Source organism: Escherichia sp. E.sYA108, from assembly GCF_011754335.1.
Taxonomy (GTDB): domain Bacteria; phylum Pseudomonadota; class Gammaproteobacteria; order Enterobacterales; family Enterobacteriaceae; genus Escherichia; species Escherichia coli.
On the sequence record NZ_JAAQVZ010000001.1, the window covers coordinates 2,090,428 to 2,115,842 of the forward strand.

Annotated in this window: 24 protein-coding genes; 12 read left to right on the forward strand and 12 right to left on the reverse strand. The window is 42.6% G+C overall.

The genetic code is table 11. The annotated features are described in order from the left end of the window. Positions 1-39 precede the first annotated feature (39 nt). On the reverse strand, positions 40-876 hold the full coding sequence (locus tag HBM92_RS09640; protein WP_001151469.1) for a macro domain-containing protein: 837 nt from the start codon (positions 874-876) through the stop codon (positions 40-42). A 136-nt stretch (positions 877-1,012) separates the two neighbouring features. Here HBM92_RS09640 and HBM92_RS09645 point away from each other — a divergent pair, with 136 nt between their 5' ends. After that, positions 1,013-1,522, forward strand: a complete 510-nt coding sequence (locus HBM92_RS09645) for a TIR domain-containing protein (RefSeq protein ID WP_000122165.1) — start codon at positions 1,013-1,015, stop codon at positions 1,520-1,522. 131 nt (positions 1,523-1,653) lie between these two features. Here the strand turns inward: HBM92_RS09645 and tcpC are convergent, their stop codons facing one another. Together tcpC and mobQ are read right to left on the reverse strand one after the other, a co-directional pair. Continuing rightward, on the reverse strand, positions 1,654-2,577 hold the full coding sequence (gene tcpC, locus HBM92_RS09650) for an NAD(+) hydrolase TcpC (protein ID WP_000562556.1): 924 nt from the start codon (positions 2,575-2,577) through the stop codon (positions 1,654-1,656). 56 nt (positions 2,578-2,633) lie between these two features. Further along, positions 2,634-4,136, reverse strand: a complete 1,503-nt coding sequence (mobQ, locus tag HBM92_RS09655; RefSeq protein WP_000964096.1) for a MobQ family relaxase — start codon at positions 4,134-4,136, stop codon at positions 2,634-2,636. A 645-nt stretch (positions 4,137-4,781) separates the two neighbouring features. Here mobQ and HBM92_RS09660 point away from each other — a divergent pair. The 3 genes from HBM92_RS09660 (at position 4,782) to pilV (ending at position 7,559) form a co-directional block, all read left to right on the forward strand. Further along, a complete protein-coding gene (locus tag HBM92_RS09660; RefSeq protein ID WP_000368352.1) occupies positions 4,782-5,087 on the forward strand; it encodes a conjugal transfer protein TraD in 306 nt (101 codons plus the stop codon). A gap of 398 nt (positions 5,088-5,485) precedes the next feature. Continuing rightward, positions 5,486-6,043 (forward strand): type 4 pilus major pilin, encoded by a 558-nt coding sequence (locus HBM92_RS09665; protein ID WP_000243503.1) that lies wholly within the window; start codon positions 5,486-5,488, stop codon positions 6,041-6,043. A 52-nt stretch (positions 6,044-6,095) separates the two neighbouring features. Beyond that, positions 6,096-7,559, forward strand: a complete 1,464-nt coding sequence (gene pilV, locus HBM92_RS09670) for a shufflon system plasmid conjugative transfer pilus tip adhesin PilV (protein ID WP_000592086.1) — start codon at positions 6,096-6,098, stop codon at positions 7,557-7,559. Positions 7,560-7,673: 114 nt separating this feature from the next. Here the strand turns inward: pilV and HBM92_RS09675 are convergent, their stop codons facing one another. The 6 genes from HBM92_RS09675 to hiuH all read right to left on the reverse strand — a co-directional run bounded on the left by HBM92_RS09675 (position 7,674) and on the right by hiuH (position 14,746). Then, on the reverse strand, positions 7,674-9,494 hold the full coding sequence (locus HBM92_RS09675) for a hypothetical protein (RefSeq protein WP_001106251.1): 1,821 nt from the start codon (positions 9,492-9,494) through the stop codon (positions 7,674-7,676). 113 nt (positions 9,495-9,607) lie between these two features. Then, complete coding sequence (locus HBM92_RS09680; protein ID WP_001298509.1) at positions 9,608-10,828, reverse strand: tyrosine-type recombinase/integrase; 1,221 nt, start codon at positions 10,826-10,828, stop codon at positions 9,608-9,610. A gap of 847 nt (positions 10,829-11,675) precedes the next feature. Continuing rightward, on the reverse strand, positions 11,676-12,326 hold the full coding sequence (gene zinT, locus HBM92_RS09685) for a metal-binding protein ZinT (protein ID WP_001007778.1): 651 nt from the start codon (positions 12,324-12,326) through the stop codon (positions 11,676-11,678). 257 nt (positions 12,327-12,583) lie between these two features. Next, entirely contained in the window at positions 12,584-13,219 is a 636-nt protein-coding gene (gene msrQ / locus HBM92_RS09690) for a protein-methionine-sulfoxide reductase heme-binding subunit MsrQ (RefSeq protein WP_001240078.1), read from the reverse strand. Then, the gene (msrP, locus tag HBM92_RS09695) at positions 13,220-14,224 is read right to left on the reverse strand and encodes a protein-methionine-sulfoxide reductase catalytic subunit MsrP (protein ID WP_000740068.1); all 1,005 of its coding nucleotides are present in this window, start codon (positions 14,222-14,224) and stop codon (positions 13,220-13,222) included. Between the two features lie 108 nt (positions 14,225-14,332). Further along, positions 14,333-14,746 (reverse strand): hydroxyisourate hydrolase, encoded by a 414-nt coding sequence (hiuH, locus tag HBM92_RS09700; protein ID WP_000920127.1) that lies wholly within the window; start codon positions 14,744-14,746, stop codon positions 14,333-14,335. A gap of 132 nt (positions 14,747-14,878) precedes the next feature. Here hiuH and hprR point away from each other — a divergent pair, with 132 nt between their 5' ends. Together hprR and hprS are read left to right on the forward strand one after the other, a co-directional pair. Further along, entirely contained in the window at positions 14,879-15,550 is a 672-nt protein-coding gene (hprR, locus tag HBM92_RS09705; protein WP_001347103.1) for a response regulator transcription factor HprR, read from the forward strand. Beyond that, the gene (gene hprS, locus HBM92_RS09710; RefSeq protein WP_000826735.1) at positions 15,550-16,908 is read left to right on the forward strand and encodes a two-component system sensor histidine kinase HprS; all 1,359 of its coding nucleotides are present in this window, start codon (positions 15,550-15,552) and stop codon (positions 16,906-16,908) included. The genes hprR and hprS overlap by 1 nt, the downstream gene beginning before the upstream one ends. 107 nt (positions 16,909-17,015) lie before the next feature. On the opposite strand, the gene hchA is transcribed toward hprS, so the two are convergent. Both hchA and HBM92_RS09720 read right to left on the reverse strand, forming a co-directional pair. Continuing rightward, entirely contained in the window at positions 17,016-17,867 is an 852-nt protein-coding gene (gene hchA, locus HBM92_RS09715) for a glyoxalase III HchA (RefSeq protein WP_000218217.1), read from the reverse strand. A 595-nt stretch (positions 17,868-18,462) separates the two neighbouring features. Beyond that, entirely contained in the window at positions 18,463-19,521 is a 1,059-nt protein-coding gene (locus HBM92_RS09720; protein ID WP_000824389.1) for a porin, read from the reverse strand. A gap of 649 nt (positions 19,522-20,170) precedes the next feature. On the opposite strand from HBM92_RS09720, the gene drpB reads away from it, so the two are divergent. From drpB to vsr, 4 genes are all read left to right on the forward strand, one after another. Continuing rightward, the gene (gene drpB / locus HBM92_RS09725; RefSeq protein ID WP_001441990.1) at positions 20,171-20,452 is read left to right on the forward strand and encodes a cell division protein DrpB; all 282 of its coding nucleotides are present in this window, start codon (positions 20,171-20,173) and stop codon (positions 20,450-20,452) included. A gap of 39 nt (positions 20,453-20,491) precedes the next feature. Further along, positions 20,492-21,142, forward strand: coding sequence for a phosphohydrolase (locus HBM92_RS09730; protein ID WP_001304276.1), 651 nt, complete (start codon positions 20,492-20,494; stop codon positions 21,140-21,142). 111 nt (positions 21,143-21,253) lie between these two features. Beyond that, entirely contained in the window at positions 21,254-22,672 is a 1,419-nt protein-coding gene (gene dcm, locus HBM92_RS09735; protein ID WP_001157268.1) for a DNA-cytosine methyltransferase, read from the forward strand. Beyond that, complete coding sequence (gene vsr / locus HBM92_RS09740) at positions 22,653-23,123, forward strand: VSPR family DNA mismatch endonuclease (protein ID WP_000228684.1); 471 nt, start codon at positions 22,653-22,655, stop codon at positions 23,121-23,123. The genes dcm and vsr overlap by 20 nt, the downstream gene beginning before the upstream one ends. Here the strand turns inward: vsr and yedA are convergent. After that, positions 23,112-24,032, reverse strand: coding sequence for a drug/metabolite exporter YedA (yedA, locus tag HBM92_RS09745; protein WP_001212226.1), 921 nt, complete (start codon positions 24,030-24,032; stop codon positions 23,112-23,114). The two genes, vsr and yedA, sit on opposite strands and share 12 nt — an antisense overlap. Before the next feature lie 172 nt (positions 24,033-24,204). Between yedA and HBM92_RS09750 the strand changes: the two genes are divergently transcribed. Together HBM92_RS09750 and HBM92_RS09755 are read left to right on the forward strand one after the other, a co-directional pair. Then, positions 24,205-25,122, forward strand: coding sequence for a DUF808 domain-containing protein (locus HBM92_RS09750; RefSeq protein ID WP_000922688.1), 918 nt, complete (start codon positions 24,205-24,207; stop codon positions 25,120-25,122). Between the two features lie 78 nt (positions 25,123-25,200). After that, positions 25,201-25,383 carry a YodC family protein gene (locus HBM92_RS09755; RefSeq protein ID WP_000009302.1) on the forward strand — a complete coding sequence of 61 codons (183 nt, stop codon included), beginning with the start codon at positions 25,201-25,203 and terminating at the stop codon, positions 25,381-25,383. Positions 25,384-25,415: the final 32 nt, after the last annotated feature.

Sequence of the window (25,415 nt, forward strand, 5' to 3'; positions counted from 1 at the left end):
ATGGGCGACCTTTCATAGTTCGCCCATATATAAATATAACTAAAGACCATTTCTCGCTGATTTTATATCCAATAAGTTTATTTTATCTATCTTATCTTTGTGGATAACGATAGTAAGCTTTGCCGGAAATTTAAACCTCATTTCACTTATTCTAAAAGTCCACAACATTATTTTAAGTAAATCCTCATCGCTAATATTTTTATGTTCCTTTATTCTAGTGATTCCAGATCCAAAGATAGGAACAGAGACACTTTTTTGAGCATATATACGATTAACTTTGTCCCAAAAATTTATTAAAAATGCTAGATAATCCGGCATTGTAAGAAAAGCTCTATTTTTGTCGTCAAATTTTGAAAACGCAGTTAATAGATAATCATTATTAACGAAGATAGTTCCTAGCGAATATTTTTGTGTTTTACCCACTTTTCTTTTATGGTTGACCTCAAGCAGTTCATCTTCTTCAAACTGATGATTTGAAATACGATGGTCCAAATCAGATACGGATCCCGCTAAATAGTTATCAATATATAATCCATTAAGTGAATTATGAGAAATGATAACATCATCAACTTGCGTGTCAAAATATTCATTAAAAGCAATGACCTTGAATCCATCTTGTCTGAATAAATCGCCTGCTTTTACAGTAACAATGCTGCCCTCAACATCTAAATTAATTTCCGAAAGATTATTTGATTTAAACCATATGCCGAAATACAGTAAGAATAAAATAATTAAAAATATAATACCAAGTGTTAGTTTGTTTTCTGTTGGAATGTCTACAAAAATCAAAAAAAGTGAAAATATGGTACTAATAGTTGATGTGTAGTCTGAAAATTTTTTAAGTATACGCTTATCGAAAAAATTAACTTTCGCCATTTTTGTACCAACCTTGTTAATTATATGTAATTCAAGTGTGTTGATAGTAGTTTCTTATAAATGATGTTTACACTATCTGATATATAAGGTATTTTCAACATGTTGATACTAATGTTGACTGCTTCATGGGGACTATATGAGTTATCGTAATAAGACATATGTGGCTTTTGCAAGTGAAGATATAAAGTTTTATCGTCTTATGGAGGCATGGAAAGCAAATGAAAAAATAGACTTTAACTTTTTTGATGCTCATGATCTCTTTATTTCAAGGGATACAAGTAAACCTGAAACCATAAAGCGAAACCTCCGCGAAAGGATGAAAAATGCTAAACAAGTAGTACTGTTGGGAAGCGGTAATACTAAGAGAAAAGGTAGCGATGGAGTATCGTTTCTTGCCCATGAAATAGATCTTATCGTAGAATTTAATCTTCCTGTTGTAATAGCTAATTTAGACGGAGATAGAACAGTCGATAAGAACTTCATTCCTAAACCACTTTTAGATTCAGAACATTATACAGTATCTGTCTCTTTCCAACCTAAAATTATTAAATATGCATTAGATAATTACTGTGTTAACTATTACTCAAGTTCAAATAGTGGTAGTTATCTATACCCTACATCTGTTTATACTAAGCTAGGTCTGTAATATTTCAACGTATACTAAACAATATGTGGAATGAGCACGGAACACTCATTCCATAACAAACATACTATTTAGATGTGCTAATACAATTAATTTTATGCATCGAAGATATTAAGCACTTATGATTTATTGCTTTATCTTCTCCTGTATGCTATTTCAGCCAACTCTCTTGCTATTTCCTTAACGCTATATAAAGAAGTTTGCAGTGCCATTTTATCCGCCAAATAATGGCTGTATTTAGATACCTCTTGAGCATTGATATTATGCCAGATTGGCAATATAATCTTATTATCATCATACACTGCACGATTAATTAAACTATCTAATTCGTATTGTGTCCATTTCTTGTTTAGAAAGTTATGAGAAAGTATGACTATGCCATAATTTGCTTTTCTTAGGCCTAAATCAATATTTCTCCTTAAGCTATCGCCGACTTCAAGTGTCTGTTCATCATACCAAATAATTACACCAAGTCTATTTAACTCGTCTACCAGTGGTCTGACAAAAGTATCTTTATCCTCTTTTGCATGGGATATGAAAAAATCATAGTGCGTATTATTGTTATCTTGCATGACGTCATTCTGTATTTCATATGGTTGATGAAAAATTGCTTGTAATTTTGCCCAGTCTATTTCTGCTAAAGATTTATTATTGCGATAAAATAGTTTTTGGGAAGGGAAATCAATATTCGAAATGTAAATAATAAATATATTATTTATTTTCTTTGCCTCAACCTCCTTCCACTCCCATCTATAATCGTGGATATAAGAAATTGATGCTTGAAAATAATCATTGGAAGTTAAATTACCTGCGCGAAATGTCGCATTACTAATATTAAACGCGAGATATGAGTTACCTTCTCCGTTGAAAATAATATTATATCCCTCTTTCAATAGATATGAACGAATCTCTTTGGTTTTTAGGTGCTGTTTCCATGCGAGGAATAAAAGGAATGGAATTGCTATTGAAAGAAAGATGAAGAAAAGGATATTATACATATTGTTGCCCAAAACATTCACCAAGCATATAAAAAATTCTATGTTTTCATATGCTATCACATTTTGAGCCTATGTAACATGCATTTGATTAAAAATTAATAGTGGGGATAACATTACTATTTGATGTTAGATTTTCTGTTAGTTTGTTTTAACTTTGGCATAGAAGGTTTTCCACCAATAGACAGTATAAATTCCATGTGTTTATTGACCTCCGTTTGTTCTTGCTCAAAACGATTTGGGAAACGAACAGTCTTGTTAATATTTGATTCGTTACCATAGACTCCTGCTTCTTGTGATGTTTGGTTATTGTTAAACTTAGCGCGTCTTTCAAACTCCGAGCGTGGAACATTGACACCCAGCACTTCATCAAACACATAATTTTCAGCGATACGCTTATCATGGTCAGCATCAGTGGTATCAGTTTTCCTTCTCGCCCATACAAATCTCTCTTTCAGGAAGTCTACGATGAGTAGTGTGAAACGTTTAAACAAACCATTTTGTCGTGGCTTGGTCTGCTTTCTGATATGTAGGGGAGCACGGTTCACCGCTCTGGTGTTTTGAAGAGATGGGGTTTTCAATTTAGTGGATGCTTTTGGTTCAGGAACAACCAGAACAGGGGATTTCTTCCCTGAAACATTTACTTTACTGACCTTATTGGGATTACGGTAAGATTTTGCTGCTGGTCTTCTGCTTGTGGTAGGTGTCGCCATAGCCGGTTGCGGTTCTACTGTTGCTGGGTAGTCAGGGATAATGATCTCTTCGGGTTCAGCAAGATGTGTAATCGTAAAGCTTCTGACATCAACCACGATCTCCAGTGGTAGCTCACTGAATGTCGTATAGACCTTCTTCGCTTCCTCTATTTGCTGATCACGTTGAGCTTGTTCGGCAGCTCGTTGTTCCTGTGACTCGGTGTCATTCCATTTAGCACGATGAACACGTTGCATTGCCGGGCGGTTTGTTTCTGTTGCTTTGGCAAGCCAGAATGCTTTCTCTTCAGCGCTGAATGCTTCCTCTGCTTGAGCAAGGGCATCAGCACATTGTGTCCTGAGAGAACGGTGATCGATACGTTCTTCACTGCCTGCGGCTTCAAGGTAGCTGTTTGACATGGTGGCCCATGATTCACGCCATTGGATCATTATCTTCTTATCATTCCAGCTTCTGTCTTTTTTACCGAAGCCGTCTGGACCAATGGTTTTCAGGGTTAACATGACGTGAGCATGGGGATTCTTACTATCCAAGTCATGAAATGCGATATCAGCAATCATTCCTTTATCAACAAAGTTCTTCTGACAGTATTCGGCAACCAATTTTTTCTTATCATCGTTGTTGAGTTCTACAGGTATAGCAACATCAAAATAACGGGCTGTTTGACCGTTGTTCTGGCGTTCCACTCTTTCAACTTCATTCCAGAGTGCTGAGGAACTTTCAACAATGTGAGCAGGTGCTGAAACAGGGGCTAATAAAATATGACCATGAAGATCTGTTCTGTGGCTGAAATCAAATGTTTCGCCAATGCGATCATCTGTAATACGTGTACGGGCATGGTAGGCAGCTTTCGCAACGGAAGTCATGCCTTCGCTTCGTTTCACAATTTTAAAATCCAGATGAAAAATCGCCATTAAAAATATAATCTCAAATATATAAGCTACTGTTAGTTTTTCGTAAGAAAAACTTCGGGGTTGACGTTGACCTTGGTTTTGCTTTTAGCCTGCGGCAGGCAACCGTCGGTAGACCCCACACACTGCGTAGCAGTGTATAGGTGGGCATTGTCTTTAAAAAAATAAGCCAATGTAAAATGCCCCTCTTATTAATTAATACGAAATATATGTATGGTTGTAAAATAATACGCCGGGTTAAGCGGCGCAAACTGGATTAAAGGTGTAGGTTTCACGTCCACAGGACAAAAAGAGTAAAGATAAGGCCCGTAAGGGCAAAAGAAGTATTAATTATTCCCGCCGTAAGGCGGGGCTGCTAAATTTGATGAAAAAAACGAATAAAACAGACAGTGTTATGTGTTGCACAATTCACAGGTTGAGATTGGGAAATAGAGTTTGAAAATGACAGGTAAAAATAAAAGCACGAATGCGCAAAAATAAGTAACGCGGAGAGTGCGGGGTATTTTAAGTTAGTAATTACTATCATATGCGTTGCACATATTTATAAAGAAATGTATCAGAATCATTCTCTCTTACAAAATGGTGTAAATTTGACGTTATTTCTCTTTGTGATAATTAAATACGTATAAACAGCAAGAGGTGATAACTATGGATAATGAAAGTAAAAAAACAAGAACAGAAAAAACATTAAAGCAAAAGGTTGCTTTTGCTCAACTAGAACTTAATCGTCTTAAGTCTCTGGAGAAATCAGAACGTAAGAAAGTTGAAACAAGGCTAAAGATTATTCTTGGTGCGGAAGTAGCTAAGGCTATGCATTGCGATATCGAACAGGTGGATAAAGAGCTTGTTATGGGGATTTTGCTTTCAGTATCTGACCTGAATGATATTGAAAGAATAACGTATATAAAAGCAGGCAGGAAGTTTCTCGCGCAAATGGATAGAAGACAAAAATAAAAATCTTTAAATTTATTTTGATTCAGGTATTGATATCTAATTATTATCTGTTATCTATATAAAAGAACAGAATGCAGGATAATCCTTTATTAATATTTTTTTCCTTTTCAATCATGCGTTCTGTTTGACCAGTAATCTGTTAATTTTTATCTTTATGTAGTGAACGTCATTATTACTTTTTTATCAGATATGATAAATATCCCATGAGGAAGTAGTAATGACAGTAGTAGTGATAACAAATATTGTTTTTAAATCTCCCGGAAGGCAAAGAGAAATCTTTGCCTTTTTTAATTCATCCGTCTGTCAGACAGAGTTAAATATATCTTGCTCTTTCTATTGCCAGATATCAGAGAAGCGTTATAACAGGAGTTATCATTAAAACAAAAAAGGAGATAATAATGGTTTTATTAAATAACAAAAGAAAAAGCAAGAAAGGTTTCTCACTACTCGAACTATTACTTGTTTTGGGCATCATTGCTGCATTAGTGGTAGCTGCTTTTATCGTTTATCCCAAGGTTCAGGCTTCACAAAGAGCGCAGGCAGAATCCAATAACATTGCCACCATACAGGCAGGTGTTAAAGCGTTATACACGTCGGCATCAAGCTTTACTGGCCTGACAAATACTGTGGCTGTTCAGGCAAAAATCTTCCCTGACAATATGTTAAGTGGGTCAGGAACGGCTGCTAAACCCATCAATGCCTTTAAAGGTAATGTGACGCTGGCTGCTACAGCGACAGGTCCGTCATCAGCGACTGGCTCTTCTTTCACTATCACATACGATAATGTGCCAGCAGCGGAATGTGTGAAGATTGCGACAGCGGCGGCAGGTAATTTCTACATTACTACGGTTGGAACCAAGGTTGTTAAAGCCGCAGGAGGAACACTCGATGTGGCAGCTACGGCAGCAGCATGTACGAATGCCACAAGTAATACATTAGTTTTCACGTCTATTTAATGAAGAGGGCGCAGGCCCTTTTCTTTCTTATTGCTAAAACAGGGAGATAATTATGATAAAGAAAAAAGGATTTACCTTACTGGAAGTGACGATTGTGTTAGGTATTGGAACGCTTATCGCTTTTATGAAGTTTCAGGATATGAGAAACGATCAGGAAGCGGTATTGGCTGATAATGTCGGAACACAGATTAAACAGCTTGGTGAAGCGGTTAACCGCTATATCAGTATTCGTTATGACAAGATTTCCACACTGTCATCATCCAACAATCAAAGTAGCGATCCGGGGCCAAGAACCTGTTCGGCTGCTGGTTGTGAAATCACTTACCAGACATTAATTAATGAAGGTCTGTTACCTGTAGGCTATACAGGAACGAACGCGCAAAAAGCATCCTACAAGATTGTGTTAAAGCGTTCAGGAACAGCGCCTGATTATGTCATTAATGGCCTTATAACAACCGCCAGCCCGTGGGAGGAAGGTGGTCGTATTCGTTATGACCTGTTAGGAAAAGCGGTTCAGGCGGCAGGTGTTGATGGTGGGATGAGCAGAAACACCAAGATAGCGTCCGGCTATGGTGGTCAGTGGAGTGAGAACTCTAATAGCTACAGCAATATCACGGGGGGTGGGTTACTGGCTTACCGCGTGGGGTATAACTCTTCAATGTATTCTGTTTATCTGCGTCGTGATGGGACGTTGCCGATGACGGGCGATCTGAATCTTGGTGGGAAGAGCATCAAAAACATCAAAGATATGACGGCATCAGGGACAACAACAACCGGAGCACTTAAGACAACGGGTAATGCGTCTGTTGCATCAGATCTGAGTGTGGGTGGAACATCTACCCTTAATGGTCCTGTAAATATCAACAACAACCTGAAAGTAAAATCCGACACCTATCTGAACACGCTATCAACAACAGGTCTGGCGAAGTTTGGTAGTCGTATCGCGACGAATGGACTTAATCCAAACGATCTGCCTGCTGGGTGGGCTGGTGGTGTTCGCACCTATGATTTGTATGCGTCAGGGACTGTTGGTGTAGGAACAGGTAAAACAGTTAAAGCTTACATGAACAATGCGGGTAATATTTATGCGTCAGGTAATCTTACTGCTGGAACGATAAAATCCAATGGAACAATTGAATCAACAGGCAGAATCAAAGCAGGTGAATATCTCCATTTGAATGGTCAGGCAACATTAAATGCGAAATGTACGCCTAATGGTCTGGTGGGGCGAGACAGTACAGGTCGAGTGTTATCGTGTGTCAGTGGTAAATGGCAGACAGCAAGCGGTGATGGCCTGAAAGGTATTTTTATAACAATAACCGATCAAACATCTGGATATAAATGTGTAATACCCAATAGTGATACAGGTGCATGTGCTTGTCCGGGGTCGATGTATGACTCAAGGTATGGTTTTTTATCTGGAACACTTATTGCGGAATATGATGAACGTCGTTGTAGTGGTAGTAAGAACGAGCACTGTTATAGTAATTTTAGAAGGTTATATGCATGCAAATAAAATATTAAATTCCCATTAAACGTTTATACTATTAATTGTTACAAATTAACATACATGCCAAAGATAATGGTAAAAATATGACATGTATGTTAATTTACAAAAAATGCATGCTAATTACATTCTGGATTTCGTTCTTTTTATTAACAATGTTTCAGTTTGCGTACCTAAAAGTGTTGATTTTATTTTATCGATGTTTTTCGAGCTAATATCATTTGAATTTAACACGCTAGAGATTATTTTAAAAAAGGCAAATCCAAATGGGATATATGGATTGTCATCGTAAACACCTATTGTTGATGCTATAAGTCCGCATAAGTCTAATGAAGAAAGTTTACTTTCTTTATTTTCTATTTTTTTTATTTCTTTGTTTAGTTCGTAAATTTTTATATCAAGCTCTTCACTTGATAAATTAGACAACGATCTTGAAAAATCCCTTATCCTCGGAATATCACCTTTAAGTATTGCGTCGTCTAATTCTAAGGCTGACATGTCATTATCGATTGATAGTATTCTTGTTGCTATTTCACCGATTTTAGATTTTACAATAGCCTCTTCATTTATTCTAAAACCATTATATCCATATAAACAACATGCAGAAGCATTATATTGTGAATGCTCATTGCTGTGGTATGGATAAAAATCAGCATTTAATGCCATCGCCCACTCCAATGGCATAGCAGAAAATAATAGTTCAAGAAGAAGGTCTCGTCCTTGCCTATTGAATAACTCTGACATGACGGGGGCTATGCCAATGTTTGAAACACCCATGGCTCCACGCTCATGGATATTCATCTCCATTGAGTGCCAATTTTGAGATAGGGCCTTGATAAATAAGTTGAATATTTTGCCATCCAGTGCCCTCAATGTTTTGAGAACATTTAATTTTTCTTCGAAAGAAAATGTTGTAGCAAGAAAACCTGTTTTATTTCTGATGTCAATAATTGAGGATGATGCTAATCGTCTGGACAGAATAATGCATTCAGGATTAGTGTTTAGGCATTCTTCAAGAAATGATAAGTTATATCTTATTATGTTTTGTGGTAATGCAAATTGAATTCTACCTCTCGATATTAACTCTAGTAAATGTTGTTTCGGTATTTTTAAATGGTCTAAGAAGTCATTGTCTTGTCCGATGAGTGGATATGATATCACTACTCGTTCATAAACTGATAAATAGTTTCTTATATTATCTGGTTTAAAAATTTGCGCATCAACGAAACAACAACTATTTTTTTTGTTAAAACTTGTTGGAAGGGCACTACTTTTTTCGAAGTCATATGAAGTGAGAATTAAACTTCTGTTATCAAGCCAGAAATCCTCATCTTCTTCATGCAGGTTTCTTACTCTTGTTGGGACACTTTTAGGTAATGCTTTATTAGGTATTAACGCTAATGCATCAGAGTGCCTTTTTTCAGATAGTTCAAAGTTTAATAATGAATCATCTATTAAATAATCAATTACATATTTAATACCGACGCTGTATAATGTTGTTCCTATTTCTGACTTTTCATCATCACTCAATTTTCTTGGGAATGACAAAACCAGATGAAGAGATGGTAATTTAAGTGTGTATTTAAATGGATGAAATTTTTTATTTATATATTGATAAAGTATGTTTTCTAACTCAGAATCTGTGTATGGTGCGCCAAAAGAAAGAGCAACTTCGTAGTTTTCTCTTCCTGCGATTTTTATTGCATTATTAGGGAGTGTTTGTGTTAGTAATAATTTAGGGCTACCAATAATACGATGCTCTTCTTGTATCTTTTCAAATTCCTTTAAGTCATCCTCAGTGAGTATTCCATCCTTTTCAATCAACACATAATATTTTGAATCACAATGCCATAATCCCTTTATATCTATTTCGGGATGAGCTAATGCAAGCGATTCAAAACCATATCGTGAGTAGTTTATATCATGTTCATCTATATAATTCATATTGTATGTCCTTAAATTATAAACCTTTAATCAAATATGATTAGAAATTTATTGTATATGAATACCTGTCCGTATAGTAAAGGAAGTTGAGCTTTTGTCATCCGCAAGTATGTCTAAGAAATACAATACCCCGCCCAATCATCCATTAACGCCACCCGCTTAGGCCATAACGTCCCACGTTGATACGCAGCTTCTGCCTTATTTGCCAACTGATGAGCTAACGCATGTTCAATTACCTCACGCGGGTAGTTGGTCGTTTCACCAGCCCAATCACGGAATGTCGATCTAAACCCATGCTGCGTTAAGTCGGTATATCCCATTCGCTTTAGGACTGCCAGTAAAGCAGTATCCGAGAGTTGTCCCTTCCGAGTGGCAGGGAATACAAAATTGATACCTTTAAAGCGTGGTAAAGCCTTTAACAGGGCAACAGCAGCATCAGACAACGGAACTCGATGCTCCTTCGTTGCTTTCATTCGACTGGCGGGGATGGTCCATGTTTTACCTTCAAGATCGATCTCTGACCACTCGGCACCACGAATTTCACCTGAGCGTGCTGCGGTCAGTATGGCAAACTCAAGCGCACGAGGCGAAACGCCGCTTCGTTCACGCAGTTCTTTCATAAAGGAGCCGATCTGGTTATAGGGAAGAGCCGCATGGTGTTTGGTGATCTGAACTTTACTTGGCTGAGGCAGGAGAGGTTTCAGCATACCTTTCCATGCAGCAGGATTATCACCTTCAAAGTATTCTTTGGCCTTGGCGTAATCGATCACCGTTTCAATACGTCCACGTAGACGACTGGCGGTTTCATTCTTGGTTAACCAGATAGGTTCCAGTATTGCCAGAAGATCGACTTTGGTGATTTCACTAACGGCCTTTTTGCCAATGAAAGGGTAGGCATAGGTCTCCAGTGTGGAACGCCATTGCGCGAGATGCTTTTTGTTCTTCATCTCACTGTCTTTGACTTCCAGCACTTCTTCACAACATTCGGCAAAGGTCTTTTTCTTCCGGGCCAGTATTTCCTGCCGGGCTTTTTGCTCGTGTTTTTCCTGAAGGGGATTAATACCATTACGGATTTGTTTACGTAGCTCACGCGCTTTGTCACGCGCTTCGGCTAAGGAGACTTCCGGGTAAGGGCCAAGACCCATATTCAAACGTCTTGGAACTGTTCTACCGAGATTGTTGATTCGGGTTCCCATAGCCACGCAAAGAACCCATGCACGGGACTGATTTCGGATGCGAAGGTATAAACCATCCACACCACCAACGGCATACATGCCTTCGGATTTTAATCGTGATACGACGAGTCCTGAGAGTTCCTTGGCCTTCTTTGGCATAGCAAAATCCTGTCATACAACCCGCCATACATACGGTACTGCATAAAATAGCTGATTGTTTGCACAGTAGCAATACACTACCGAACAAAAAAATAATGACAATATTTTGTTTTTAAAGGAAAAATAGCACTTTGGTGGGCATTGTCGAACACTAAAAATTTAGACCCTCTCTCCGCCACTTTATCAATGACTTATCTCCCGACTTCCCGCCTTGCTTTTCCTAAACAGAACAATCGTAGAATATTCTTGAAGGGTTAGATCGTCACTGTTTTCTGTTCGATACTGTGACATTCAGCACTTGATTCGCTATGGGTCTGACAGGAAGGTTTCGAGCGAAAATCTACAGTTATTCAGTCGTTTTCTTATCGGTCACCATTATTCTTTTAGACATTGATCCTATGAAACTGCCGCAAAGTTGCTGGCGGGAACTGAAGTTGCGTAGATAAGGGGTCAATAATTGAGCCAAAAAAGGAACGCGGCCGTCAGATTAAAGCCGCGGGACAAAGTCCATAATTTCCAAGAGTTGTTGAATTTCCCAGCTTTTTTGAAAGCCTTTGTATCATACTAACAAGTAAAAAAGGTTTAAACACCAAAATTAACCTATATTTCTGGTTAGCTTTACCATGACAGATGACTTGCTCCTGGAGACATTTGCGCTGCCAATCTGTATGGCTGAGTTGTGTATTTATTGTTCGCCTTTTTCTCAGTTTTTTTCTACAGACATAATAAAAAAGACACGACTCAAGTATGAGCGTGTCTGAGTTTTTCTTACTTATTTGTCTTGGTAAATTATTGTTGTTACTACCAGGCACTGTTCTGTTAAATAACTGAAGTCAGCGCAAAAAAATCAATGAGACATCATCTCCTCGACCACTTCTTCGCTACTCAACTGATAGGGATAATACGTTGGCCAGTTTTCCATTTCATTCAATAAAGATTGCTGGGAATCATTACCCATAAAAATGTGAAAATGAGATGATTTTCGTGGTGCAATTATATGATCGCTAAATTGTATATATTTAGGGGCTTTACTTTCAGGATCTTTACATTCGAATAAGTAACGAACGCCTTTCTTGCCTGATTTATAGGTGAGTATTTTGTATCCATCGTAATCATATTTACAGGATGTTGTTTCATTATTTCTATGGAATTCGACAATGCCGTCCTCAATGCCAATCATTTCGATATCTGTCGCATAACCTTTGCGATAATAATCTTTAATTTCAGCAAATGTTTTGGTTTTATCTGCATCCGCTTTCTTCTGAAAGACGGGATCAAGTTTGCCACTTTGCAGTAAAGGGTAAACGGATTGCCAGACTCCATCCCAGTCACTGAGCGTTCGGTTTTGTACATTGGTATCATCAAAAACACCATTAGCAGCTTTTTGTTCGACCTCTGTTAAGGGTTTGCCGTGTGAGTGATGACCATGCGAAAAGGCAGGAGCGCTAACAATAAAGACACCTAAAGCAACAGCCAGTTTATGAAGACGAATCGCCAAAACAATTTCCTCCAGAGTTAATGTACATGATGTGTAATGTTATATTGTAACATATGAAAAAATGCAACAACTCATTAGGAAATGAGAGCATGGTATTCTCAGGTGTATTTAACTATCTTATTGAAATAAAATAAATTATTCTGGTGATGAAAGGTTGATGACAAACGAAACATAACTTGATGCGATCTGTGTGGGCCGGATAGGGCGCTCGCGCCGCATCCGGCCGGGATAACGCGAAGTTTGTCGGCAATATGAAGTTATAGAGATAATTTGTTGTGGGCCTGCTTGCGTAACCGGTTGAAAAGGGAAAGCAACTTCTTATACCGTAAGGCTAAAAGCAGTACAGCCAGCCCAGCGTAGATGAGTGGCTGCGGTGAAATAATCTTCACTGACCACAGATAATGTATTGGGGCCAGGATCGCGACAAGATAGACGAAGTTATGCAACTGTTGCCAGTGTTTGCCGAGTTTTCGCTGCATCGACTGGGTTGAAGTGAACGCTAAAGCAAGCAAAATAACCCAGCTGATAATTCCTAACGTTAAATAAGGCCGGGTAATTAACTCCTTACCTAATAACGCCAGATTATTCACGCCCAACTCCAGCAATGCGTAACTGGTTAAATGCAGTGTCGCCCAGGCAAAGCACCATAAGCCTAACAGGCGGCGAGTGCGTATCAATAACGGCTGTTTTGCGTAGCGTGCCAGAGGTGTGATTAACAAGGCCGCAAGCAAAAATTTCAGTGCAGTGCGACCGGTAAAATGCTGAATATCTTTCACCGGATCGGCACCCAGTCCACCGTGATTGATCGCCCAGACCAGCCAGAGAAACGGCAACAATCCGGCAAGATGCAGGCAAACTTTCAGCCATGTCACCTGTTTTGCTGTCAGACGCATTTAGAAATTCTCCCGCAAATCCAGGCCACGATACAGCGATGCCACCTGGTCGGCGTAACCATTAAACAGTAGTGTTGGCTGGCGCTGAACATCGAGAATGCCGCCTGAACCAATAAATCGTTCGGTAGCCTGTGACCAGCGCGGGTGATCAACATGCGGATTAACGTTGGCGTAAAAACCGTATTCGTCAGGCGCTACCAGATTCCAGGTGGTTGGCGGACGCTCGCGGGTCAGCTTAATACTGACGATCGATTTAATCCCTTTAAAGCCATATTTCCACGGCACAATCAGTCGCACTGGCGCACCATTTTGCGGTGGTAACGCCTTGCCATAAACACCTACGGTCATCAGTGTGAGCGGATGCATTGCTTCGTCGAGACGCAATCCTTCGACATAAGGATATTTCAGCCCGCCGCCGATAAAGCGGTCCTGCTGGCCTGGCATCTGTTCCGGCGCATAAATCGTTTCGAAAGCGACATACTTCGCATTGCTGGTGGGTTCGGCAAGCGCCAGCAATTTGTGTAGCGGAAAACCAATCCACGGCACCACCATCGACCACGCTTCCACGCAGCGCATACGATAAATACGCTCTTCCAGCGGGAAGCGACGGGTTAAATCATCATGATCGAGGGTCAATGGTTTTGCCACTTCGCCGCTGATTTTCAGTGTCCATGGATCGGTTTTCAGGCTACCAGCATTAGCAGCGGGATCGGCTTTATCCAGCCCGAATTCATAGAAGTTGTTATAACCGGAGACTTTATCTGCTGGCGTCAGTGGCAGGTTATTTTGCCAGGCGGCAGGCTTGCTGAACTCCAGCGGTTTTCCGGCGGGGGCGGGCGGACGATCGTTCCCTTTAAACCAGCTAAGCAGATCGGCATGCGCAGCGTGAGGCAAAGAAAATGCAGCTGCGCTGATGCCCAGTGCTTTTAACACCTGCCGACGCTTCATAAAGAATACCGACTCGGCCGTAACATCTGATTCTTTTAAAAATTGATTCTTTTTCATAAGCCATCACACTTTTTTGTCGTTAGCCAACAAGAGCCGTTTACTGTTAATCTGTCAGGGAGTCACCTCCCTAACAGTAGCAGAGATCAGCTTTTACATATTTACGCATTAACTGCCACGATAGGTTGAATACCCATATTGGCTGAGTAACAAAGGCACATGATAATGCTCGTTCACTTTATTAATATGAAATTCAACGGGGATCTCAGGGAAGAAACTTTCAAGATTTTGTTTCTTGAAATAGTCCCCGGTTTTAAATACGACACGGTAATCGCCAGTAGTCGCAGTTTGCTCGGGCCACAGTGCCTTAATTCGTCCATCCTTATCTGTTTTGGCGGTATTAAGTTGTAACCAGCCGTTATCCGCTTTCTTTTCAAGAGTGACTGTCACGTCGGCAGCGGGTTTTCCTGTTTGCTGGTTCAAAATGTGCACGCTAAGAATGTTTTGTTGTGCGGCATAAACCAAAGAAGGTAATGAAAATGCTGCCGTTGCTACCGAGAGTACTAAATAACGCTTTAACATGTTTATATCCTTGTCATGTGAATGAGTTTTGAGGATAGCGAAAAAACGTCCAGGGTAACCTTACAGCAGCATTACAATTTTGTAATGAACCAGGTTGTTTCTATAACATATGATTTATGGCATATTATTTTCATGAAGATTCTACTTATTGAAGATAATCAAAGGACCCAGGAATGGGTAACGCAGGGGCTTTCCGAAGCGGGTTATGTCATTGATGCCGTTTCTGATGGCAGAGATGGACTTTATCTTGCGCTGAAGGATGATTATGCATTGATCATTCTGGATATTATGCTTCCGGGTATGGATGGCTGGCAGATCTTACAAACGTTAAGAACAGCAAAGCAAACCCCTGTTATTTGCCTTACTGCAAGGGATTCTGTCGATGACAGAGTCAGAGGGCTGGACAGTGGGGCAAATGATTATCTGGTAAAACCTTTTTCATTTTCTGAGTTGCTGGCAAGGGTTCGGGCACAATTAAGGCAACATCACGCTTTGAATTCAACATTAGAAATCAGTGGCTTAAAAATGGACTCTGTCAGTCAAAGTGTGAGCAGGGACAATATCAGTATTACACTGACGCGCAAGGAGTTTCAGTTACTTTGGCTACTGGCCTCCAGAGCTGGCGAGATTATACCCAGAACGGTTATTGCGAGTGAAATTTGGGGAATCAACTTTGATAGTGATACCAATACGGTGGATGTCGCCATTCGCAGGCTCCGCGCAAAAGTTGATGATCCTTTTCCTGAAAAGCTAATCGCCACAATCCGGGGGATGGGCTATTCATTCGTAGCGGTAAAAAAATAATGAAAAGATTATCTATAACCGTCCGTTTAACCTTGCTTTTTATATTGCTGCTGTCTGTTGCTGGCGCTGGAATTGTATGGACTCTCTATAATGGCCTGGCAAGTGAGTTGAAATGGCGCGATGATACAACACTCATTAACCGGACAGCGCAGATCAAGCAGTTGTTAATTGATGGGGTAAATCCAGATACGTTACCTGTGTACTTTAACCGGATGATGGATGTTAGTCAGGATATTTTGATCATTCATGGTGATGGCATCAATAAAATTGTTAACCGGACAAATGTCAGTGATGACATGTTAAATAACATACCTGCTAGTGAGACAATCAGCGCAGCAGGCATTTACAGAAGCATTATTAATGATACAGAGATAGATGCTTTACGAATTAACATTGATGAAGTTTCGCCATCATTAACGGTTACTGTGGCTAAATTGGCTTCAGCCAGACATAATATGCTTGAACAGTATAAAATTAATAGCATTATAATTTGCATTGTCGCCATTATATTGTGCTCAGTATTAAGTCCGTTGTTAATCAGGACGGGGTTGCGAGAGATCAAAAAGTTGAGTGGCGTAACGGAAGCGCTGAATTATAACGATAGCCGAGTGCCGGTTGAGGTTAGCGCATTACCGAGAGAACTAAAACCTCTTGGGCAGGCGTTGAATAAAATGCATCATGCTTTAGTCAAAGATTTTGAGCGCCTTAGTCAATTTGCTGACGATCTCGCTCATGAACTTAGAACGCCAATTAATGCATTACTGGGTCAGAATCAGGTTACGCTCAGTCAAATCAGAAGTATCGCTGAATATCAAAAAACAATTGCCGGAAACATTGAAGAGCTGGAAAATATTTCGCGGTTAACAGAGAATATACTGTTTCTTGCCAGGGCAGACAAAAACAATGTTTTGGTGAAACTGGATGCGCTTTCTCTCAATAAGGAAGTTGAAAATCTTTTGGACTATCTTGAATATCTTTCAGACGAGAAAGAGATTCGTTTTAAGGTCGAGTGCAATCAACAAATCTTTGCGGATAAAATTTTACTGCAACGAATGTTATCGAATCTTATTGTTAACGCCATTCGATATTCACCAGAAAAATCGCGTATTCATATAACCAGTTTTCTTGATGCCAACGGTTCTCTTAATATTGATATCGCCAGTCCTGGAACGAAAATTAATGAGCCTGAAAAACTCTTCCGTAGATTTTGGCGGGGAGATAATTCGCGTCATTCCGTAGGTCAGGGACTTGGCCTTTCTTTAGTCAAAGCGATTGCCGAATTACATGGAGGAAGTGCTACGTATCACTATCTCAGTAAGCATAACGTGTTCCGAATTACGTTACCGCAAAGAAATTAACATCGGGCTTCAGTACGCCATAAGTTAACCGTGAAAAAACGCAGCCACGTCGTGAGTATTAACGTGGCTGCGATTGATTATGCGCTTACATCACAATGTAACAGGGATTAACTCGCGTAAGCTGCCAGCATTTCCTGCGCCGCCAGTTTACCCAACGCATTCGCTGCAAAAGGACTGTCGCCGGTGAGAAGTTTACGGTCCTTATGTACTCGCCCGGTGATGTCGTCATTAATGATGTTCATGCCCATTTTCTTCAACTCTTCGCCGAAGTACCAGGTGAGATGACCCGGCATATAGCCAATATCTGGCGTTTGTTTGTCTGCGGCGTCTGGGAATGCGCAAATAGAATAACCATTCAGTGGGTTATCGCTGTGGCGAAGTGCCAGAAAAGCCGCCGGACCGTGGCAAAGGGAGATAACAAAACGGTCATTTTTGATTGCCCACTGTAAAGCGGCAGCCACGTCCTGGCTTTCTGGTAAACCAATAAGTGCGCCATGCCCACCAGGAACAAAGATTGCTGCATATTCGCTATCAGCGTTGAGGCTGGCGACAACATCCGCGAGTTTCTTCGGATTACGGAATAACGATTTATGCTGTTCAAAGAATGGCATTACTTTTTCATCTTTGTGCGGCATAGCCCAGTATTCAAACTTGGTCATCAGACCGGAAATGGTCGCCACTTCGAATTCGAAACCTGCAGCATGGAGATGATACAACGGCAGCAACGTTTCAATCGGATGGTTACCGGTCGAGAACAGTTTTCCGTTATCGGTCGGCAAATAACGTTCGTCCGCGGCGATCACCAGAATTTTATGTTTACCGCGATACGGTTTTGGATAGTCCACGCCATCAAGATCAGAGACGGGACTCGTATATTGGCTAAGCGAATATTCTGAAGGGAAGAACGCATTATCTTCAGCAATATCGACCTGCGGGTTTTTACTTGTTTGAACAGTCATAGTGTATTCCTTATTGTTGCTTAGTTAGGGTAGTCACTATATTTGCGACTGAGCTGGTCGCTATTTTTAACCAGGCTGAAAAATTGAGTCAATATATCGAAAGCGGTAGTTGGCGGGCATAAGTATGTAATGATGATGCTGCACTGGTGTTGAATATTATTCACGCCAAACTTTCCTTATTGAGTAACGTCGTCGCAAGTGGTCTCAATGATTTTAGACCATTATCAGAGGTTTGGGGGCGATGGGGAGAGATTTAGTGCTGTGGAATGTTGTGGTACTGATGAATATTTATATCCCGGATTGGTAGGGAAAAAGCTTTTTTCATGCACTATTTTTGCAAATATTTCTATATGGGAAGCGGTTTTGTTACAGATTAAATTTATAAAGAAATGCATTTGGGGTGTTGGCTGGAAGAGTTGCTGGTAGAGGATATTGTGCCAGGAGGGGCAGGGTAAGGGGCTGTATCGAGATGCTTTGGCAATTGCGTGTGCCGCAGATGGAGATGAAATGCCAATAAAAAAAGCCTGAGTTCGATGAGGGACGAACTCAGGCTGGTGTTATGTTTTACAGTAACACGCCTCGGCGCGTTGGCTGATTAGAACTGGTAGACGATACCAACTGCCAGTTGGTCGTCGGTGTTCAGTCCATGAGCGAGAACATAATCACTCTTATCAAGCAGGTTGATCTGATAAGCGGTATATACGTTCATATTCTTATTGAAGTAATACCAGGTACCGATTTCAATATAGTTCAGACGATCAGAATCTTTGTAACCTGCTACGTCCAGTGCTTTAGAATAGGAGTAACCGATGGATGGACGCAGACCAAAGTCGAACTGATATTGCAGAACAGCTTCGAAGTTTTGTGTTTTGTTCACAACATCACCGTCGTCGGAATTCATGTTGTGAGATTCACCGTACATCACAGCAGCATAGACATTGTTAGCGTCATATTTTGTTGACAACGCCCAAACTTCGGCTCTTTCGCCTTTACCATCACCAGACTGCCAATCAGTACGGTCAGAGTTTGCATAAGCACCAGCAAATGAGAAACCGTCAATAGTGTAAGTTGCAGATAAACCATGGCCATCGCCATTTGCTTTGTAGTTGCCTGTACCTTCATTTTTACCCTGATATTGCAGAGCAAAATTTAGACCTTCAACCATGCCAAAGAAATCTGTGTTACGATAGGTTGCAACACCGTTGGTACGGTTGGTCATGAACAGGTCAGTACCAGCCCATGAGTCACCGCCCCACTCAACAAACATATCAGTAAATGCTTCTGCATCATACGCGACACCGACATTACGACCGTAGTCGAATGAACCAAAATCTTTGTAACTCAAACCAGCATATGCCAAACGAGTTTGGTCAGGGTTGTGTCTGTTTGATGCTTCCAGGTCTAGTTCAAACTGACCGTAACCAGTCAGTTCAGGGTTGATCTGAGTTTCACCTTTCACGCCTACACGGGCATAAGAGGTATCTTGAGAATTATCGCCTTTTTCACCATTTTCACGGTCGGTCAGAATGCGCTCACCAACCATCTTGCCGTATAGCTCAACTTTATTGCCATTTTTATTATAAATTTCAGCCGCATTTGCTGCGCCAGCAACTAATAACGCCGGGACCAGCATTGCCAGAACTTTTCTTTTCATTATGTATTCCCTTGTGATTATAATCTTCATGAATATATCAATAAGTGCTGTTATCCAAAAAAAGCACATTTGGATACTATTCTATGAAGTTCATTTTATTTTAAAGATTACATGTAACAAATGTATTTAAAAGATTTCAAAATGTTTCTAATCTATTTAATATAATTCATAGTTATGAATTCTGAATATAAATATTCATGAATATTATGGATGTATATCAATATGTTATGAGTTGATTGAAAAGATAGGGAGTATCAATGATTGTTGCGCTAAACGGCTGGCGTGATCTCGCGCACATTAATGAAGGCATAAAAAAAGCCGGCATCATGCCGGCCAAAAAAAATATAAACAAGACGATAAAAGGCTAATAACGGAGGCATGATGACACAGAAAAATAAAAAGGTATAATTGTAATCAGTACCAATATATTGATTGAATGAATTAATAAAGCCGAAATCAAAGATAAATAAAATCGTTCAAATCGAATTTTCCTGTATTCACCGCCGTTGCGCAAAATTTATCTATTTGTTCAAAAAATGATTGAGTCTTGACTGGCTCATCCAATGTGGAAAAATGTGATTTTTATCACATAATAGTTCTAAGTCTGAATTTTCCGGGTTATCTCAAAATGGAATACGGTTCGACAAAGATGGAAGAGAGACTCTCTCGCAGCCCTGGCGGCAAATTGGCTTTGTGGGCTTTCTATACATGGTGTGGCTATTTCGTCTGGGCAATGGCGCGATACATCTGGGTGATGAGCCGGATCCCCGATGCCCCCGTGTCGGGATTTGAAAGTGATTTAGGATCTACCGCGGGGAAGTGGTTAGGAGCATTGGTCGGATTTCTGTTTATGGCCCTGGTTGGTGCCTTGTTAGGCGGCATTGCATGGTACACCCGACCTCGTCCCGCACGTTGCAGACGCTATGAATAAAAACTGCTAAGGTTGCGACTCTTTGGCAACGGAGCGCGTATGGAGTTACAACACTGGCAGGCACAGTTCGAGAACTGGTTGAAAAACCATCATCAACATCAGGACGCGGCGCATGACCTGTGTCATTTTCGCCGTGTCTGGGCTACGGCACAGAAACTGGCGGCAGATGACGATGTCGATATGCTGGTGATTTTAACCGCCTGTTATTTTCACGATATCGTGAGCCTGGCGAAAAATCATCCGCAACGGCAGCGTTCTTCAATCCTGGCGGCAGAAGAGACGCGTCGCCTGCTCCGTGAAGAGTTCGTGCAATTTCCGGCGGAGAAAATTGAGGCCGTTTGTCATGCCATTGCCGCTCACAGTTTCAGCGCGCAAATCGCCCCCTTAACAACGGAAGCTAAAATCGTCCAGGATGCGGATCGGCTGGAAGCCCTGGGGGCGATTGGCCTGGCGCGCTTATTTGCCGTTTCAGGGGCATTGGGCTTGGCGCTGTTTGATGGCGAAGATCCGTTCGCACAGCATCGCCCGCTTGATGATAAACGCTACGCGCTGGATCATTTCCAGACAAAGTTACTGAAATTACCGCAAACCATGCAAACCGCAAGAGGCAAGCAGCTGGCACAGCACAACGCGCAATTTTTAGTCGAGTTTATGGCGAAGCTCGGTGCCGAACTGGCGGGGGAGAATTAAGGTATCGATCACAAGGTGATAGATGCGTTTTCACCCGCTGGCTGAGCGCGTGGCCCTAAACGGCAGTAATTATGTTAACCTGTCGGCCATCTCAGATGGCCGGTTAAATCTATGCAGGAAAATATATCAGTAACCGATTCATACAGCACCGGGAATGCCGCACAGGCAATGCTGGAGAAACTGCTGCAAATTTATGATGTTAAAACGCTGGTGGCGCAGCTTAATGGTGTGGGTGAGAATCACTGGAGCGCGGCAATTTTAAAACGTGCGCTGGCGAATGACTCTGCATGGCACCGTTTAAGTGAGAAAGAGTTTGCCCATCTGCAAACGTTGTTACCCAAACCACCGGAACATCATCCGCATTATGCGTTTCGCTTTATCGATCTATTTGCCGGAATTGGCGGCATCCGTCGTGGTTTTGAATCGATTGGTGGACAGTGCGTGTTTACCAGCGAATGGAACAAACATGCGGTACGCACTTATAAAGCCAACCATTATTGCGACCCGGCGACGCATCATTTTAATGAAGATATCCGCGACATCACCCTCAGTCATCAAGAAGGCGTGAGTGATGAGGCGGCGGCGGAACATATTCGTCAACACATTCCTGAACACGATGTTTTACTGGCCGGTTTCCCTTGTCAGCCATTTTCGCTGGCTGGCGTATCGAAAAAGAACTCGCTCGGGCGGGCGCACGGTTTTGCCTGCGATACCCAGGGCACGCTGTTCTTTGATGTGGTGCGCATTATCGACGCGCGTCGTCCGGCGATGTTTGTGCTCGAAAACGTCAAAAACCTGAAAAGTCACGATAAGGGAAAAACGTTCCGCATCATCATGCAGACGCTGGACGAACTGGGCTATGACGTTGCCGACGCAGAAGATAACGGGCCGGACGATCCGAAAATCATCGACGGTAAACATTTCCTGCCGCAGCACCGTGAACGCATCGTGCTGGTGGGTTTTCGTCGCGATCTGAATCTGAAAGCCGATTTTACTCTGCGTGATATCAGCGAATGTTTCCCTGCACAGCGAGTGACGCTGGCGCAGCTGCTGGACCCGATGGTTGAGGCAAAATATATCCTGACGCCGGTGCTGTGGAAGTACCTCTATCGATATGCGAAAAAACATCAGGCGCGCGGTAACGGCTTCGGTTATGGAATGGTTTATCCGAACAATCCGCAAAGTGTCACCCGTACGCTGTCTGCTCGTTATTACAAAGATGGCGCGGAAATTTTAATCGACCGCGGCTGGGATATGGCCACGGGTGAGAAAGACTTTGACGATCCGCTGAATCAGCAACATCGTCCACGTCGGTTAACACCTCGTGAATGCGCGCGCTTAATGGGTTTTGAAGCGCCGGGAGAAGCGAAATTCCGCATTCCGGTTTCGGACACTCAGGCCTATCGCCAGTTCGGTAACTCGGTGGTCGTGCCGGTCTTTGCCGCGGTGGCAAAACTGCTTGAGCCAAAAATCAAACAGGCGGTGGCGTTGCGTCAGCAAGAGGCACAACATGGTCGACGTTCACGATAAGGCCACCCGCAGCAAAAATATGCGCGCGATTGCCACGCGTGATACGGCGATTGAGAAGCGCCTCGCCAGTTTGTTAACCGGGCAGGGCCTTGCGTTTCGCGTTCAGGACGCCAGTCTGCCCGGACGCCCGGATTTTGTCGTTGATGAATATCGCTGCGTGATATTTACCCACGGCTGCTTCTGGCATCATCATCACTGCTATCTGTTTAAAGTGCCTGCGACCCGAACCGAGTTCTGGCTGGAGAAGATAGGTAAAAATGTTGAGCGCGATCGCCGCGATATCAATCGCTTGCAGGCACTCGGCTGGCGCGTACTGATTGTCTGGGAGTGTGCGTTACGTGGGCGCGAGAAGCTGACGGATGAAGCGCTTACCGAGCGTCTGGAAGAGTGGATCTGCGGCGAAGGTGCCAGCGCGCAGATCGACACGCAGGGGATTCATTTACTCGCTTGATGCATCCTGAATAACTGGCGCGACAACGGGTTTGGCCGGGAAGAGATATTTTCCCAACGTGACCAGTACCACCGCGAAAACAATTACGCCGAGCGCCAGCCATTCAATCTTCGACAGCGTTTCGCCGCCCAGTCCCGTACCCAGCAAGACCGCGACCACTGGGTTAACGTAGGCGTAGCTGGTGGCGAGAGCCGGACTGACGTTGCGGATTAAATACATATAAGCGTTAATGGCGATAATCGAACCAAACAGCGCCAGATAGCCGACCGCAAGGAAGCCTGAAAGGGAAGGGAGCGCCGTCAGTTTTTCACCCGCAATCATCGACGCGATCATTAACACCACGCCAGCCGCCAGCATCTCAATCGCACCCGCCATCATCCCTACAGGTAAGGTAATGCGCGAGCCATAAACCGAGCCAAACGCCCAGCTAATCGAGCCGATTAAAATCAGAATCGCGCCCCACGGATTGCCGCTTAAATTTCCACCGCTATTGAGCATGATGATTCCGGCAAGCCCAATGGCGATACCCACCCATTCCAGTTTGCGCGTTTTAATGCCAAACAGGCGGCTGAAGCACAGGGTAAAGAGGGGCACGGTTGCAACCACAACGGCGGCGATGCCGGAAGGAACATTTTGATGTTCGGCAACCGTCACCATGCCATTACCGACAGCCAGCAATAACAGGCCAATCAGCGCGGCATTGAGCAGCGGACGTAGCGGGGGAAGTTTGTGTCCGCGCAGTAGCAAAAATGCCAGCAATAAAATACCGGCTGCCAGGAATCGAACGCCCGCCATCATTAACGGAGGCCAGCTTTCCACGCCAATCCGAATGACAAAATAGGTTGAGCCCCAAATGATATACAACGCAAACAGCGCGCCAAAAAGCGGTAACAACTGGCGGAAACGCATAATCCCTCACGGTGGAAATAAAAAGGTGGTTCATAGTAAACGTGAAAATCATTCTGCTGGCGAGAGATATAATTGCACTTGATTGTTAAAAAAATGTTGACCTGTGAAGCAAGTATCAGAGCTGCCGTTTTTGCTTCATACTTACACCCTTCAACAATAAAAATGAGAGGGAATGCTTTTGGCCGGGAGTAGTTTACTGACGTTGCTCGATGATATCGCCACACTGCTGGACGATATCTCCGTGATGGGCAAACTGGCGGCGAAGAAAACCGCCGGTGTATTAGGGGATGATCTATCGCTCAATGCGCAACAAGTTTCAGGCGTGCGGGCCAACCGGGAACTTCCCGTGGTCTGGGGCGTGGCGAAAGGATCGCTGATCAATAAAGTGATTCTGGTGCCGCTGGCGCTGATCATCAGTGCGTTTATCCCGTGGGCGATTACGCCACTGTTGATGATTGGTGGCGCGTTTCTCTGCTTTGAAGGGGTAGAGAAAGTGCTGCATATGCTGGAGGCGCGTAAACATAAAGAAGATCCGGCGCAGAGTCAGCAGCGTCTGGAGAAGCTGGCGGCGCAGGATCCGCTGAAGTTTGAAAAGGACAAAATTAAAGGGGCGATTCGTACCGATTTTATTTTGTCTGCGGAAATCGTCGCCATCACGCTGGGGATTGTGGCAGAGGCGCCGTTGCTTAATCAGGTGCTGGTGCTTTCAGGCATCGCGCTGGTAGTGACCGTGGGCGTCTACGGTCTGGTAGGGGTTATCGTTAAGATTGATGACCTGGGGTATTGGCTGGCGGAAAAATCCAGCGCGCTGATGCAGGCATTAGGTAAAGGGTTATTGATTATCGCGCCCTGGCTGATGAAAGCATTATCGATTGTCGGCACGCTGGCGATGTTCCTCGTCGGCGGTGGGATTGTGGTACATGGTATTGCGCCGCTGCATCACGCTATTGAACATATCGCCGGGCAGCAAAGTGCAGTGGTGGCGATGATATTACCGACTGTTTTAAATCTGATTCTTGGATTTATCATCGGCGGCATCGTGGTGCTGGGAGTGAAAGCAGTAGCGAAAATGCGCGGTCAGGCACATTAATACTCGCACTGGCTATTATGCAAAATTCGCCATCTTCAACTAAGGTGAACAAGTTTCACTCGAAAAAAGGAGGCGAGTATGAGCTTTATGGTTAGTGAGGAAGTTACGGTTAAAGAGGGCGGCCCGCGGATGATTGTCACTGGATACTCCAGCGGTATGGTTGAGTGTCGTTGGTATGACGGTTACGGGGTCAAGCGGGAAGCTTTTCATGAAACCGATCTTGTTCCGGGGGAGGGGAGTCGTTCTGCGGAAGAAGTTTGAAAGGGTATCATTAACACCAGGCCGGATCACAT

Excerpts from the sequence above, each read along its gene's own strand:
- HBM92_RS09640 (WP_001151469.1), bottom strand. The coding sequence starts at position 876 with ATGGCGAAAGTTAATTTTTTCGATAAGCGTATACTTAAAAAATTTTCA.
- HBM92_RS09645 (WP_000122165.1), top strand. The coding sequence starts at position 1,013 with ATGAGTTATCGTAATAAGACATATGTGGCTTTTGCAAGTGAAGATATA.
- mobQ (WP_000964096.1), bottom strand. The coding sequence starts at position 4,136 with ATGGCGATTTTTCATCTGGATTTTAAAATTGTGAAACGAAGCGAAGGC.
- HBM92_RS09660 (WP_000368352.1), top strand. The coding sequence starts at position 4,782 with ATGGATAATGAAAGTAAAAAAACAAGAACAGAAAAAACATTAAAGCAA.
- HBM92_RS09665 (WP_000243503.1), top strand. The coding sequence starts at position 5,486 with ATGGTTTTATTAAATAACAAAAGAAAAAGCAAGAAAGGTTTCTCACTA.
- pilV (WP_000592086.1), top strand. The coding sequence starts at position 6,096 with ATGATAAAGAAAAAAGGATTTACCTTACTGGAAGTGACGATTGTGTTA.
- HBM92_RS09675 (WP_001106251.1), bottom strand. The coding sequence starts at position 9,494 with ATGAATTATATAGATGAACATGATATAAACTACTCACGATATGGTTTT.
- HBM92_RS09680 (WP_001298509.1), bottom strand. The coding sequence starts at position 10,828 with ATGCCAAAGAAGGCCAAGGAACTCTCAGGACTCGTCGTATCACGATTA.
- msrQ (WP_001240078.1), bottom strand. The coding sequence starts at position 13,219 with ATGCGTCTGACAGCAAAACAGGTGACATGGCTGAAAGTTTGCCTGCAT.
- msrP (WP_000740068.1), bottom strand. The coding sequence starts at position 14,224 with ATGAAAAAGAATCAATTTTTAAAAGAATCAGATGTTACGGCCGAGTCG.
- hiuH (WP_000920127.1), bottom strand. The coding sequence starts at position 14,746 with ATGTTAAAGCGTTATTTAGTACTCTCGGTAGCAACGGCAGCATTTTCA.
- hprR (WP_001347103.1), top strand. The coding sequence starts at position 14,879 with ATGAAGATTCTACTTATTGAAGATAATCAAAGGACCCAGGAATGGGTA.
- hprS (WP_000826735.1), top strand. The coding sequence starts at position 15,550 with ATGAAAAGATTATCTATAACCGTCCGTTTAACCTTGCTTTTTATATTG.
- hchA (WP_000218217.1), bottom strand. The coding sequence starts at position 17,867 with ATGACTGTTCAAACAAGTAAAAACCCGCAGGTCGATATTGCTGAAGAT.
- HBM92_RS09720 (WP_000824389.1), bottom strand. The coding sequence starts at position 19,521 with ATGAAAAGAAAAGTTCTGGCAATGCTGGTCCCGGCGTTATTAGTTGCT.
- drpB (WP_001441990.1), top strand. The coding sequence starts at position 20,171 with ATGGAAGAGAGACTCTCTCGCAGCCCTGGCGGCAAATTGGCTTTGTGG.
- HBM92_RS09730 (WP_001304276.1), top strand. The coding sequence starts at position 20,492 with ATGGAGTTACAACACTGGCAGGCACAGTTCGAGAACTGGTTGAAAAAC.
- dcm (WP_001157268.1), top strand. The coding sequence starts at position 21,254 with ATGCAGGAAAATATATCAGTAACCGATTCATACAGCACCGGGAATGCC.
- vsr (WP_000228684.1), top strand. The coding sequence starts at position 22,653 with ATGGTCGACGTTCACGATAAGGCCACCCGCAGCAAAAATATGCGCGCG.
- yedA (WP_001212226.1), bottom strand. The coding sequence starts at position 24,032 with ATGCGTTTCCGCCAGTTGTTACCGCTTTTTGGCGCGCTGTTTGCGTTG.
- HBM92_RS09750 (WP_000922688.1), top strand. The coding sequence starts at position 24,205 with ATGCTTTTGGCCGGGAGTAGTTTACTGACGTTGCTCGATGATATCGCC.
- HBM92_RS09755 (WP_000009302.1), top strand. The coding sequence starts at position 25,201 with ATGAGCTTTATGGTTAGTGAGGAAGTTACGGTTAAAGAGGGCGGCCCG.